Here is a 14,214-nt window from a genome sequence, read left to right on the forward strand (position 1 = left end):
AAAGATGGCCACTGCGCAGCCGGTTTTAAAGGTAGAGAACCTGACCACCTCCTTTCAGGGGGACGACGACTGGCTGCCCGTGGTGCGCAACTTATCTTTTGAAGTCTATCCCGGTGAAACGCTGGCCATCGTGGGGGAGTCCGGCTCGGGGAAAAGCGTCACCTCGCTGTCGGTGATGCGCCTGCTCAAGGCGCGAACCAGCAAGATTGAAGGCAGTGTTACTCTCAACCAGCGCGGACTGCTCGGGCTTTCTGAAAAGCAGATGCGCGAGGTGCGTGGCAACGAGGTGGCAATGATTTTTCAGGAGCCGATGACCTCGCTTAACCCGACCTTTACCCTCGGCCGCCAGATTGCAGAAACGCTGAAAACGCATCGCGGCATGGGCAGCAAGGCCGCCCGCGAAGAGACGCTGCGACTGCTGGAAAAGGTCAGAATTCCCAACGCTAGCGCACGCTTTGACGAGTACCCCCATCAGTTTTCCGGCGGTATGCGTCAACGGGTTATGATTGCCATGGCGCTGGCGCTTAAGCCCAGGCTGCTGATAGCCGACGAACCTACTACCGCGCTCGACGTGACTATTCAGGGCCAAATCCTTGACCTCATCAAGACGCTGCAAGAGGAAGAGGGCATGGCGGTACTGTTCATTACTCACGACATGGGCGTGGTCGCGGAAATTGCCGATCGTACGCTGGTGATGTATCGCGGCGAAGTGGTTGAAAGCGGGGATACGGCAGATTTGTTCCGTGACCCACAGCATCCCTACACCCGCGCGCTGCTGGCGGCGGTCCCGCGTTTGGGGTCGATGCGCGGCCGCAGCCGTCCGCTGCGTTTCCCGACGATAGACAGGCAAACTGGGCTGGCGAACGAACCGCGCGAAAGTGCCATTCAGGTTGACGCCCGGCAAACGCCGCTGCTGTCGGTCAAGAATCTTAGCGCACGTTTTCCGGTGCGCGGCGGCATTTTGGGACGACCGGTTGGCGCGGTGCACGCGGTGGAAAATATCAGCTTCGACCTGTTCGCGGGTGAGACGCTGTCGCTGGTGGGTGAATCAGGCTGCGGGAAATCGACCACCGGCCGCGCCGTCACCCGACTGCTGAAGCCTTACGGCGGGCAGATCGACTTTGATGGCTTCGACGTCATGAATCTGAGCAAAACGGATCTGCGCGCCATGCGCCAGCGGATACAGATGATCTTTCAGGATCCCTTCGCCAGCCTGAATCCACGTATGAAAATTGGTGACGCGCTGATTGAGCCGATATTACAACACCGTCTGGCGAATAAGGCTGAGGCGCTTGAGAAGGCCGCCGCGTTGATGGACAAGGTAGGGCTGTCGCCGGACATGATGCGCCGCTATCCGCACGAGTTTTCCGGCGGTCAGCGGCAGCGAATCTGTATTGCGCGTGCGTTGACGTTGGATCCCAAGGTGATTGTTGCTGACGAATCCGTTTCGGCGCTAGACGTGTCGGTGAAGGCGCAGGTGGTCAATCTGCTGCTCGACCTGCAGGAGAGCATGAATCTGTCCTATCTGTTTATTTCACATGACATGGCGGTGGTTGAGCGGGTTAGCCATCGGGTGGCGGTGATGTATCTGGGGGAAATCGTCGAAATTGGGCCGCGCGCCGCGATTTTTGATAATCCGCAGCACGATTATACCCGTAAGCTGATTGCCTCGGTGCCGGTACCCGATCCCGCGCGGCGCGGCATTAAGCGCCATATTAAGGCAGACGAGCTGAAGAGCCCGGTGCGGCCGCTTGGCTATCAGCCCTCAACCCGCAACTATCGTCAGGTCAGCGAGGGACATTGGGTGCTGACGTAATATTTGTTGATAAACTTGCTACGTAAAGATAAATAATTCGTTTTGAGTTCAGATAAAATACTCCGCAGTTATTTTTGGTAGGTACTTTTTGTACCAACACCGTTTGCGAGCTTTTATAGCCGCAGAGAGTCTAGAAATCGCTTTTTTGCTGGAGTAGTCATGTCACAGTTCCCTAATTTACGCCCTCGTCGTTTAAGACAGTCTGATTCTTTGCGCGCGCTGTTTCAGGAAACCGAGTTCAGCGTTAACGATCTTGTATTGCCAATCTTTGTAGAAGAAGAGACTTCCGAATACGCGGTAATCGAGACCATGCCCGGTGTACTGCGTATTCCTGAGTCAAAACTGGCTTATGAAATTGAGCGTTATGCCAAAGCCGGTATTCGTTCGGTGATGACTTTCGGTATTTCGCATCACATGGATGCGACCGGCAGCGACACCTGGAATGAAAATGGCCTGGTGGCGCGTATGGCGCGTATTTGTAAAGACACCGTGCCGGAAATGATCGTCATGTCCGACACCTGTTTCTGCGAATATACTTCCCACGGTCACTGCGGCGTGCTGCACGACCACGGCGTCGATAACGATGCAACGCTGAAAAATCTGGGCCGTCAGGCCGTGGTTGCCGCCGCAGCCGGTGCCGATTTCATTGCACCTTCTGCTGCTATGGACGGTCAGGTGCAGGCAATTCGCAGTGCGCTCGATGAAGCCGGTTTTATCGATACCTCCATCATGGCGTACTCGACCAAGTTTGCCTCCTCACTGTACGGGCCATTCCGTGAAGCGGGCGGCAGCGTGCTGCAGGGTAATCGTAAAAACTATCAAATGAACCCGATGAACCGCCGTGAAGCAATTCGTGAATCCTTGATGGATGAGCAGGAAGGTGCCGATGCGCTGATGGTGAAACCTGCCGGGGCTTATCTGGATGTGATCAGCGACATTCGCGCCGCATCCCGTCTGCCGCTGGCGGCCTATCAGGTGAGCGGCGAGTACGCGATGATCAAGTTTGCCGCACAGGCCGGTGCCATCGACGAACGTAAAGTGGTGCGCGAGACCCTGGGTGCAATCAAACGTGCCGGTGCTGACATCATCCTGTCTTACTTCGCGATGGATATCGCCGAGAACGGCGTCGATTACTAAGCATTCCTGACGCCGTCTTCTTGCGCTTAGCGAGACGTACCGATAAAAAACCTGACTTTTATGTCAGGTTTTTTTTGCTGCGGCGTTTTGCAACCCGAGAGAGTCGATAAACGCCCGGGCCTGTTTGTGTGAACGCAGGCGAACAAACTGCACTTGGCTATTGGGCGGACTGATCATCATCTTTTGATACTGACGGCGGTTTTTATAGAACGTTTTCAGCGTCCACAGGATGATTGACTCGCGGCTAAAAAAGCTCTGGCGAAAAGTTTCACGATTACCGGTTCCGGCCCATAATTCTTGACCGTGGCTAGCCCGTTGCAGTGCGCGTTTGACCGCCTGATACAGCGTGCGGCCAAAGCTGTAATCCACCCAGATAATGATATCGACATCGCGCCATTTAATCGGCTGCGAGCGCTTATAGTTGCCATCCAGCACCCAGGACGGTTGGGAAATCGCCTGTTCGAGTTTTTCAAATAATTCTGCATCACTGCTTCCGGTCCAATGAGGTTTCCAGAACAGCGTATCCATCTCGATATAAGGAATAGCTAATTGCTGCGCCAGCGCTTTGGCAAAGGTGGATTTACCGCTTCCACTGGTGCCAATGACGTTAATTTTCACTGAAGCTCCCAACGTTTATTGATCGCGAAGAGTAGAATTTGATTGAAATCTTATAGATTAAAAAACGGCGCGAGTTATGTTACTGGCATCCTGATTATAATTAAATAAATTGAGGGAACGCTATGGATAATCGTCTGAACAATGCTGACGCTTCGCCGAGAATAACGAAATGGATCCCAGTTAACTTGCCGTGCGAGCAGACTAAAAATCCCGTTGCTATTACCAGTATCATGAATACCCCTCGGCTGCCGCAGAGCCTGTCGTTGGCCCGACCGGTTCGTCGCTGTCGCCTGCAAAAGCCTGAAATCACGCAACCTGTAGCAGATAGCGAGAGGCAATTAACTGCACGATCCACGACACAATCCACGACAGAATCCACCGCACAATATAGTGCCTTAACAGGCAGTACGCCCTATCTTGTCGTCGACGTCGTTAGCAGCTTTAATAAAGGCTATGCCGAAATTTTTCTTAATTTATCGCGGGAGAATCGCCAGCGGATATATAGGCAATTACAGATAGAGATCCAGGATTTTAAGGCGCGGCAGGGAGCAGGAAATATTGCTGTTAGCGATGAGGTGCGCCTTATTGGCGTGGCCTATGGAATGGGGATGCCGTTTTATGACCCGCGCGTGCTGCGAGATATGGGCGAGCATAACAAGGTTAATTTTGAAAAGTTAAGGAGCGCAGCGTGCCATTTTCTTCATGCCCTTCACCGGCGGCCGGAGTTTGTCATCCCCGACGGGTGGCAGCCGCGTTAAATCAGCGTAAGGCTTCACCGAGGGTCAAGGTCAAGAACCTTGTCTTGACCTTGACCCGGCAGAGGACTTAATACGGCTCTGACTCAATCTTGTGCTGTGTGGCAACCGGCACTTTACTGTGCCCCGGTTGGTCGACTTTCACTAGCAGCGTTAACACTGCCGCCACTAAATACAGTGCCGTATAGACCCAGACTACGCCGACGATGTCAAAAAATGGCAGCACCATTGAGGCGATAGCCGGTGCTACGAAGTTGCTCAAACCGGCCGAGAGGTTGTAAATCGAAATCGCTGCGCCTTTATGTTTGGGTTCGAGTACCGGGAACACGGCGGTCATTGGCACGAAGGCGGCAACGGTGATGCCTAGCATCACGGCGGGCACCAGCGCCATCCCGACGTTGTGCCCGAAATGCATCGGTAAATAATAAAATGCCAGGCTAGAAATGGCGCAGCCGATGCAACCAAACCAACGCACCTGACGCAGCCAGCCAATTTTCTCGCCAAGAATTCCCCACATGATGTTGGTAAAAATGGTCACAAAGAAGAATACCGCCCAGATTTGCAGCCATTCCGACATGCTAAACCCGAGACGCCCAACGAACAGCATTGGCATGATCACGGCGAAGCCAAACAGCGAAATCGTGTTGATAATGCGGATCAGGCACGACATAAAGATGTGCGGGTTGGTGAACAGGATAGTCACCGCGCGAGAAAGTTCGGTCAGTTTCTCTTTCGGCGTGAGGTTGGCCTTTTCACTCGGTGTGCCCACGTTACGCAGCAAGGTCAGGGCCATCATGCCGCCGACGCCGACCCAGGCAATCGCAAACCACAGCGTACCGGTTTCACCAAACAGTGGAATGGTAAAACTCGGCAGGTAGCTGCCGATACAGCCGATACCGATGGAGTACATTGCCCAGAACCAGCCCATCGCCGAGGAAAGCTGCTGTTTCGGCACCGTCTGCACTACCAGCATAACAAAGGAGTAGATGAACAACGGATAGGCAAGGCCGCGAATACCGTAAAACAGCAGCATCAGCGGATAGTTTTTCATGCCTAAGCCAAACAGCATAAACAGGGTATGCATCACCAGCCACAGAATAAAGCCGATGCGCATGGCCTTCTGTGGAGTGATGATTTCAGCCACTACGCCGGAGCTCCACGCCGCTATCGCCGCCGCTAGCCCATAGACCGTGAATACCAGCGCGGACTCGGCAGGGCTGAACCCCATATCGGTAATATGTTTCGACAGAAACGCCATTTCAAAGCCGTCACCGCTCATGAACACGGCGATGGCGATATATCCCCACAGCAGATTGAGCGGTAAACCAAACCAGTGGGCCTGTTTTTTTTGCATAGCATGCTCCTCTGGGGGAGCGGGGCTCCCTCAGTTTTTGGTTATCAATGAGGTGAATGGGGCGTGGCCGCCCTCGGGTTTTATTGTGATGTCAGGGGGTTATCGTCTTAGCTCTACCTGCTGTTGATACAGTTTGCGCCAGGTCGCCAGTCGGGACTGCAACACCTGATGGCGTGCGGCGTCCGGCGAGAAAGTCTTTTTTGTCAGAGGCTTGCGGCAGACCTTGCTTTGTTCACCGCCTGCGGCCAGCCAACCAAGACGGGCTGCGCCCAGTGCCCCCCCGGCCTCGCCGTCCTGATGGGTGGTGATGGTCAGATTAAGCGCGTCGGCAATCAGCTGCGCCCATTCGTCGCTGCGTGCACCGCCACCGACCAGCGAACACTGGCTCAGCTGAGTGCCCGACTGTTTGAGCACGCTCAGCCCGTCGGCCATGCCGAAGGCCACGCCTTCCAGTACGGCATACCCCAGCGCCGCGCGCTGCGTGCTGTGCGTCATGCCGTGAAAAGCCCCGACCGCCAAAGGGTCGTTGTGGGGCGTGCGCTCTCCCGACAGGTAGGGGAGAAACAGCGGTGCCTGCCTTTTTTCGGCCTGAGTGAGTTGGGCCACCTCTGCCAGCAGCGTCGTTTCATGGCTGCCAATCAGCTGGCAATACCAACGCAGCGCGCTCGCCGCCGTCAGCATGACGCTCATCTGATGCCAGCGGTCGGGCAGGGCGTGACAAAAGGCGTGCACCGCGCTGTTTGGATTAGGGCTAAAGCTTGGGTTTACCGCAAACAGTACGCCCGAGGTACCCAGCGAGATAAACGCATCGCCCGGCTCTACTGCACCAATACCTATGGCGCTGGCGGCATTGTCGCCCCCGCCACCGGCGATAATCACCTCACTGTTTAACCCCCACGCGCGGGCAATATCGCGATTGAGCACGCCCGAAACTGCGCTGCCTTCGACTAGCCGCGGCATCTGGTCGCGCGAAAGTCCACAGGCGTCGAGCAGGGTATCTGACCAGTCACGTTTGGCGACGTCGAGCCACAGTGTCCCCGCCGCATCCGACATATCGGAAACCTTGTCGCCGCTCATCTTCCAGCGTAGATAGTCTTTTGGCAGCAGTACCGTGGCTATCTGGCTAAAAATTTCGGGTTCATGACGCGCAACCCACAGCAGCTTTGGCGCAGTGAATCCCGGCATTGCCAGATTACCCGCTAACTGATGTAGCTGCGGGGCTGCTTGCGTTAGCAGCTCGCACTCTCTGGCGCTGCGCGTGTCGTTCCACAGAATAGCGGGGCGCAGCACCTCTCCCTCGCGGCCCAGCAGCACCGCGCCGTGCATTTGCCCGGAAAGGCCGATAGCAACAATGTTTGCCCACGCCTGAGGCACCTGGTCGCGCAGTCTGGCGACCACCTTTTGCGTCGCCTTCCACCAGTCGTCGGGACGTTGCTCCGACCAGTGCGGGCGCGGGCGCTGCACCTCCAGCGCTTCGCCCGCGCTGGCTATCACCTTGCCCTCGGCATCCAGCACCAACGCCTTGATTTCCGAGGTCCCTAAATCCAGTCCTAAATACATGCGCGACTCCTGTTAGCCCTGCTTCGCAGACTCAAGCCATTGATAAACGCCCGCAATCGATTCACGCAGCAGCGTCTCAAATTCGGGTTTAGACGCCAACTCACCGAAAAGTTTACTGTCATGCGCATACTCGGCGATGGGATCTTTGGCGGAAAACATCTGTTTTACGGCCTGAGAATCTAAAATGCCATCCTGATATTCGTAGGGCAGTTGATTCTGTGCCCAGCGTTGCATAAACACGAAGAACAACGCCGGCAGCTGGCTGGTGGCGCGGGGGACATCACCGCGCTGATAACACTCGACCAGGGTTGGGGTGATGAATCCTGGGATTTTCGAGAATCCGTCTGCCGCAACGCGTTGATTGGTGTCCTGAATATGTGGGTTGCTGAACCGCTCAAGGACCACGTCACGGTAGTCTTTCAGGTCAAGCGGGCTAGGGGAGAGGCTCGGAATCACGTCTTCGGTGACGTAGCGGTATGCCATCTGACAAATTGACTCGGTTTGAGTGCTCTGATGAATATACCGCTGTCCGAGAAGCGTACCGGCCCAGGCAATGCAGCTGTGGCTGGCATTGAGGATGCGGATTTTTGCTTCCTCATAAGGCACTACCGATTTCACCATCTCAACGCCTACCTTCTCCAGTGCAGGGCGACCGGCGATAAAGTCATCCTCAACGACCCATTGGATAAACGCTTCGGCCATCACCGGTGCCTTATCATCCTTACCGGTCTGCTCTTTGACGCGCACGGCGACCTCGGGTGATGGGCGTGGAGTGATGCGGTCGACCATGGTATTGGGACAGCGAGCGTTGTCGGCAATCCACTGCAACAACGCCGGTTGTTGTCTCAGGGTTAAAAACTGCTGTAGGCCATGATGGAAGCGGTCGCCGTTGTGGCGCAGGTTATCGCAGTTGAGCAGCGTGACGGGCCCGCCGTTGCTGCGCTGGCGCTGCTGCAAAATATGGCTGATAGCACCATAAACAGTGCGGCAGCCGCCCTGTAGGTCGGCGCAAATGTCGGCGTTGTTCTGGTCAAGATTAAACTGGTTATCGAGATAATAGCCGCTTTCGGTGACGGTAAAGGAGATAACCCGCGTCGCGGATTTCTCGCCCTGCGCAATCAGCTGCGAGAGCTCTGCGTCCCAGGGGATGATTTTCTTGACTGAGGTAATGGTTTCATAGGCGCGCTCTCCCGCTGGGGTCACCGTTTCCAACACGTATTCACCGCCCTGAGCAGACAGATTATTCAGCAACGGCGTGGCGTCGTCGCGAATATTCCCCAGCGCAATCGACCAGTTATTATCACCGGCCTCGATCAGCCGATGCAGATACCACGCCTGATGAGCACGGTGAAACGAACCTGCGCCAATGTGCAACCAAACCGCTGAGTGCCAAGAAGTAACCATAGTTTGCTCCGAAAAGGTAGTGAAGGCATTTTGGGCATAAGCTCTTTTTGCGGGCTTTTGCCTGATTGAAGATCAGCTTAAATAAACTTTTGCCCATTAAATGGGCTTTAGCTCACAATATTGTTATCTTTTGTTAAATCGACATCACTCAGAATGATGAATCCCGATAAAATGCGCGGCATATACCGCCCGGATGGAGGTCAGAGATGAACAAGAATGATAAAAAATTGGATCAGGCCGCGCGCGCTGCGTGGATGTATTACGTGGCAGGACAAACGCAGCATGAGATAGCCGAAGCGTTGGGCATCTCACGTCAGGTTGCGCAGCGGCTGGTGGCCAGTGCGATTGAAAGTGGGTTGGTGAGCGTGCATATTTCGCACTCGGTCGGCAATTGCATGGCGCTCGAAGCCCGCCTGCGCGAGGCTTATGGCCTGAGTCTTTGTCAGGTGGTTCCTGCTCAGGGAATGAGTAAGACGGGATTGCTGCACGCCATTGCCGTCGCGGGTGCGCAGGTGATGACCCAGTTTATTCGCCGTGAAGCCTCTACGATTATCGGCGTGGGATCGGGGCGCACCTTGAAGGCGGCTATCGATGAACTTGATGACATTGAACGCCCGCAGCACAGCTGCGTGTCGCTGATAGGCGCGATTGCCTATGACGGTTCCTGTACCCGTTACGACGTGCCGCTGTTGATGGCCGAGAAAACGCAGGGCCGCTATTTTATCCTGCCTGCGCCCTTGTTTGCCGACAGTGAGCAGGATCGCGAGGGCTGGTGTCATCACCGTATTTATCGCACCGTCAGCGAGAAAGCCAGCCAGGCCGATGTCACCTTTACCGGCATTGGCACTATCGGTCCCGACTGCCCGCTGCATCTCGACGGGTTCCTGTCGCTGGAACAGGTCGAAAAACTCAATGCGGCGGGCGCCGTCGGAGAGATGGTCGGGCATTTCATCGGCGCAGACGGGCAACGTATCGACAGCGAACTCAATGCAAGATTAACCAGCGTGAGCCTGCAACCGAAGGCGGATAAACCCGTCATCGCCATGGCCGGCGGCGCGGAGAAACATCTGGCGATGCGCGCGGCATTGCAGGGCGGCTGGGTGAGTGGACTCGTCACCGACGAACTGAGCGCAATAGCGATGCTCGAATAAATCCGTTCAGCCCTCAGGCCATTTGAATCAATACTGAGCCCCGCCACCCGTGCCGCTGCCTTTCAAGACTGTGCTGGCGTGGAGGCGGTGCTGCAACCGTGTTAAACACGTTGACGTCTGAAAGCCGTGACGTGAGGCAATAGATCGTTGATTTCATCCTTCGTTTTTCATGGTTTTTACATTATTTTTATCCCGCTAATTTGAACCTTTATAAAGCTTTTATCTGCCTGCTCCTATACCTATAGAGTCGTCACGATAACCCACACTATTTATCACTGCGGTATAAGGAGTGTTTTATGTGGTTAATATTATTAATGCCGATTGTGATGTTGCTGGCCTATGCCTCATTTGGCGTATTGATCTCCTTTGCAGGGAATGTCATCAAGGTTTCATTGGATGAAAAAATAAAGTAAATACGGCCCTCAAGTTATTATTTTTATGGAGAGTTAAATATGGCGATTTCCATATTGGTAACGATCACTTTCGCTGTGATTATTTATTTGTTTTATGCCGTAACCCATCCCGATAAGTTTTAAAGTGTCGGGATATCTCCGCTTACTTTATTCTGAAGGAGTCATAAGATGCTACATCTATGGCTGCAAGCTGGACTGGCTCTGTTGGCGACGTTTCTGCTGAGTATTGCAGCAGGTCGATATCTTTCGCGTGTTGTGACCGATCAGAAAACGTTGTTGGATCCTCTGTTTAATCCCATTGATAATGTTATCTATAGAATTGTGGGAAAAAACACCTGTAGCCAGCCGATGAACTGGAAAAAATACACTATCAATATGTTAGCCACGAATTTGGTTATGGCACTGTTGATTTATCTCATCTTAATATTACAGAACCATTTTCCTCTTAATCCGCTGAAATTAAGCGGTATGGAACCTTTGCAGGCATTTAACACGGCGATTAGTTTTATTACTAACACCAACTGGCAGAGTTATGCGGGTGAAAATACGCTATCAAACTTTAGTCAAATGGCCGCGATTACTTTTCCTATGTTTACCTCTGCGGCAACGGGGTTTGTGGTCGCCATTGCCTTTATTCGTGCTTTTTTGGTTCAGGGGGGAAACGATAATTTAGGGAATTTTTATCGCGACATGACACGTTTTATTACGCGTGTACTCCTGCCGGTGGCCATTATTGCTGCGCTGTTTCTCGTTTGGCAGGGGGTTCCAGAAACACTGAACGCCAGCACCGTTGTGAATACTGTTCAAGGGGGACATCAGACATTGATTCTCGGTCCGGTTGCCGCACAGGAATCGATTGAAAACTTTGGCACCAATGGCGGTGGCTTTTATAACGTCAACGCCGCGCACCCTTTCCAAAACCCTAACCCCCTCACGAATATGGTGCTGTTGTTGCTGATGGCAAGCTTACCCGCTGCACTAGTGGTGATGTTTGGTTGCATGATTAATAACCGACGTCAAAGCTGGGTTATCTATGGGGTCATGGCGGTGATGTTAATCGGTTTTTTGATTTTCACCGTACTCCCGGAGCAAGCGGGTACTCCTTTGCTTCAGCAGGCGGGGATCAATCTGCACAGCGGTGTCGGGCAGCCGGGCGGCAATATGGAGGGTAAAGAGGTGCGCTTTGGTATCGCGCTCAGTGGGTTATATGCCGCGTATACCACGGCGTTTACCACCGGTAGCGTGAATGCGATGCACGACAGTCTTACCCCTCTGGGCAGTCTACCGACAATGATACAGATGATGCTGCAATGCGTGTTTGGGGGGAAAGGCGTCGGTTTCCTCAGTTTCCTGATTTATGGCTTTATCGGCATTTTTGTTGCTGGGTTGATGGTGGGACATACACCCGAATTTATGGGTAAAAAGATAGAAAAACGTGAAATCATTTTGGTGTCGTTGGCGCTGTTGATCCACCCAATGGTGATTCTTATTCCGTCATCATTATCAATGATTTTACCTTCCGGCGTCTCGGCGTTGAACAATGCCGGCATGCATGGTTACTCGGAAGTGCTGTATGCCTTCACCTCCGCTGCGGCAAATAATGGTTCAGCCTTTGCCGGACTTAATGCCAATACGCCCTGGTATAACTTATCCATTGCGCTGGTCATTCTGCTTGGCCGTTATCCTCCGATCATTTTTCTGATGGCCGTTGCGGGGTCGCTGGCAGCAAAACCTACGCTGCCGCCGAGTGTGGGAACCCTACGCACCGATACTCTGTTATTCGGCGCATGGTGGCTGGCAATGATTTTAATCGTTGGGGCGTTGACCTTCCTGCCCGCGCTCCTGTTAGGGCCAATAGCTGAACACTTCGCCATGATCAATCACCAATTGTTCTAGGTCGCAGATTGACGTTCATAGGAGTTGCAGAAATGAAAACAACGTTTGCACTGACTCTGCCTTCCGACGCGCCTAAACACGGCGGATACAGCACTGCGCTTTTCCAGCGTGCATTGATCGATTCACTGAAAAAATTTGACCCACGGGTGCAGATCCGTAACCCGGTGATGTTTGTGGTCTGGATTGGAGCCTGCATAACGGCTGCACTGACCGTGGATCCGTTACTTTTCGGGCCGTCCCACGCCAGTTCCGGTTACAACGGCATCGTGACGTTAATTCTTCTTATTACCGTCTGGTTTGCCAATTTAGCCGAAGCGTTGGCGGAAGGGCGTGGCAAGGCCAAGGCGTCATCTTTACGCCATACCACCACCACGCTGAGTGCCCGTAAAATATTGGCGGATAACACCTGGGTCACTATTTCTGCGATTGACCTGAAATTAGGCGATCGGCTTAGGGTTGAAAAAGAAGAGCTGATCCCGATTGACGGGGAAGTCGTGGAAGGCGTTGCCTACGTAGATGAATCCATGATTACCGGTGAATCGGCTCCAGTAATCAAACAATCCGGATCGGATCTGGCTTCCTCTGTCACAGGGGGGACTCGGGTGTTGTCCGATTTCTTGATAGTCAAAGTGACGGCATTGCCAGGTAATACCTTTCTTGACCGAATGATCCGTTTGGTTGAAGGCGCTAAGCGCCAAAAAACGCCGAATGAGATCGCCTTGACCGTGCTGCTGTCCGTATTGACGCTAATTTTTGTGATTGTCGTCGCGGCGATTGCGCCTGTAGCCAGTTATCTGCATGCGCAGATTAACGTCGCCGATCTGGTTGCGCTGATTGTTGCTCTAATCCCGACGACGATTGGGGCATTGCTGTCAACGATTGGTATCGCCGGTATTGATAGAACGATGCGTTTTAACATGTTAGCGACTTCAGGCAAGGCTATTGAGGCGGCAGGGGATGTGAATACGCTGATTCTGGACAAGACGGGGACGATAACCATAGGCAACCGCCAGGCCACGGCCTGTTTAGCCGTGGCGGGGCAAAGTCAGCAGAGCTTGCTTCAGGCGGCCTATCTCGGCTCGCTGTTTGATTCAACGCCAGAAGGGCAATCAACGATAGCGTACGTGACCCAGCAAGGGGCCAGCGCGGAATCTCAGCAGGAACAGGCCGTAGGTACCGATTTCTCGGCTGAAACGCGCATGAGTGGGACTGACATGCCGGACGGACGGATTATCCGCAAAGGGGCGGTTGATGCGGTGATCAAATATGTGCAGCGCACCTACAACACAGACATTCCGCCCGACCTTCATGCTCTGGCTGAAAGCGTGGCCCTGCGCGGTGCGACCCCGTTGGCGGTCGCTGTAAATGGAAAGATATTGGGCATCATCGCCTTATCTGACGTACTTAAGTCGGGTATTCGTGAACGTGCAATACAATTACGCGAGATGGGGATCCGGACTGTGATGGTCACTGGTGATAACCCGACCACGGCCAGCGTCATCGCCGCCGAAGCAGGACTGGATAATTATATTGCGGAAGCCAAGCCCGAAGACAAACTCAAATTGATCCGTAAAGAGCAGGCGCTGGGACGACTGGTCGCGATGAGTGGTGATGGGACGAATGACGCACCTGCTTTGGCACAGGCGGACGTCGGCGTGGCCATGTATACCGGGACCATGCCAGCTAAAGAAGCGTCAAATATTATTGATTTGGATTCAGACCCGACCAAATTATTGGAGTTGGTCAGCATTGGGAAACAAATGCTGATTACGCGGGGTGCCTTGACAACGTTTTCTATCGCCAACGATGTTGCCAAGTATTTTGCCATATTGCCAGCGCTGTTTATTGTGGCGTTACCTGGATTATCTCATCTGAATATCATGGGGTTATCTACACCACAAAGTGCCATTCTCTCCGCGTTGATTTTCAATGCGCTGATTATTCCGACATTAATCCCGCTGGCATTACGCGGTGTTCGATTTATTCCGACCAGCGCAGAGGCGATGTTTTATCGGAACCTGATGATCTATGGCATCGGTGGGCTGGCAGCGCCATTTCTGGGCATCAAGCTTATCGATCTGTGCTTGTCTCTCGTGATGTAAGAGGTGGC

General features: G+C 53.6%; 11 protein-coding genes. 7 read left to right on the forward strand and 4 right to left on the reverse strand.

The features are described 5' to 3' along the window. Positions 1–4 precede the first annotated feature (4 nt). Positions 5–1,816, forward strand: a complete 1,812-nt coding sequence (locus O1V65_RS04090; RefSeq protein WP_269130204.1) for an ABC transporter ATP-binding protein — start codon at positions 5–7, stop codon at positions 1,814–1,816. 159 nt (positions 1,817–1,975) lie between these two features. Beyond that, positions 1,976–2,953, forward strand: a complete 978-nt coding sequence (hemB, locus tag O1V65_RS04095; protein ID WP_017490161.1) for a porphobilinogen synthase — start codon at positions 1,976–1,978, stop codon at positions 2,951–2,953. Positions 2,954–3,016: 63 nt separating this feature from the next. Here the strand turns inward: hemB and O1V65_RS04100 are convergent, their stop codons facing one another. Next, complete coding sequence (locus O1V65_RS04100) at positions 3,017–3,571, reverse strand: shikimate kinase (protein WP_017490162.1); 555 nt, start codon at positions 3,569–3,571, stop codon at positions 3,017–3,019. 122 nt (positions 3,572–3,693) lie between these two features. Between O1V65_RS04100 and O1V65_RS04105 the strand changes: the two genes are divergently transcribed. Continuing rightward, positions 3,694–4,329, forward strand: a complete 636-nt coding sequence (locus tag O1V65_RS04105; protein ID WP_084912487.1) for a hypothetical protein — start codon at positions 3,694–3,696, stop codon at positions 4,327–4,329. A 67-nt stretch (positions 4,330–4,396) separates the two neighbouring features. Here O1V65_RS04105 and O1V65_RS04110 read toward each other — a convergent pair whose 3' ends face one another. The 3 genes from O1V65_RS04110 to dalD all read right to left on the reverse strand — a co-directional run bounded on the left by O1V65_RS04110 (position 4,397) and on the right by dalD (position 8,644). Further along, complete coding sequence (locus tag O1V65_RS04110; RefSeq protein WP_227952922.1) at positions 4,397–5,680, reverse strand: MFS transporter; 1,284 nt, start codon at positions 5,678–5,680, stop codon at positions 4,397–4,399. 99 nt (positions 5,681–5,779) lie between these two features. Beyond that, a complete protein-coding gene (gene xylB / locus O1V65_RS04115; RefSeq protein WP_227955894.1) occupies positions 5,780–7,240 on the reverse strand; it encodes a xylulokinase in 1,461 nt (486 codons plus the stop codon). Positions 7,241–7,252: 12 nt separating this feature from the next. Further along, positions 7,253–8,644, reverse strand: coding sequence for a D-arabinitol 4-dehydrogenase (dalD, locus tag O1V65_RS04120; RefSeq protein ID WP_084912485.1), 1,392 nt, complete (start codon positions 8,642–8,644; stop codon positions 7,253–7,255). Between the two features lie 206 nt (positions 8,645–8,850). Between dalD and O1V65_RS04125 the strand changes: the two genes are divergently transcribed. From O1V65_RS04125 to kdpB, 4 genes are all read left to right on the forward strand, one after another. After that, entirely contained in the window at positions 8,851–9,795 is a 945-nt protein-coding gene (locus tag O1V65_RS04125; RefSeq protein WP_017490167.1) for a sugar-binding transcriptional regulator, read from the forward strand. A 452-nt stretch (positions 9,796–10,247) separates the two neighbouring features. Beyond that, entirely contained in the window at positions 10,248–10,331 is an 84-nt protein-coding gene (locus tag O1V65_RS23125; protein WP_139802805.1) for a potassium-transporting ATPase subunit F, read from the forward strand. Between the two features lie 45 nt (positions 10,332–10,376). After that, positions 10,377–12,104, forward strand: coding sequence for a potassium-transporting ATPase subunit KdpA (gene kdpA, locus O1V65_RS04130; RefSeq protein ID WP_269130205.1), 1,728 nt, complete (start codon positions 10,377–10,379; stop codon positions 12,102–12,104). 32 nt (positions 12,105–12,136) lie between these two features. After that, positions 12,137–14,206 carry a potassium-transporting ATPase subunit KdpB gene (gene kdpB, locus O1V65_RS04135; protein ID WP_269130206.1) on the forward strand — a complete coding sequence of 690 codons (2,070 nt, stop codon included), beginning with the start codon at positions 12,137–12,139 and terminating at the stop codon, positions 14,204–14,206. Positions 14,207–14,214 lie beyond the last annotated feature (8 nt).

This window comes from Rouxiella badensis (assembly GCF_026967515.2).
GTDB lineage: Bacteria > Pseudomonadota > Gammaproteobacteria > Enterobacterales > Enterobacteriaceae > Rouxiella > Rouxiella badensis.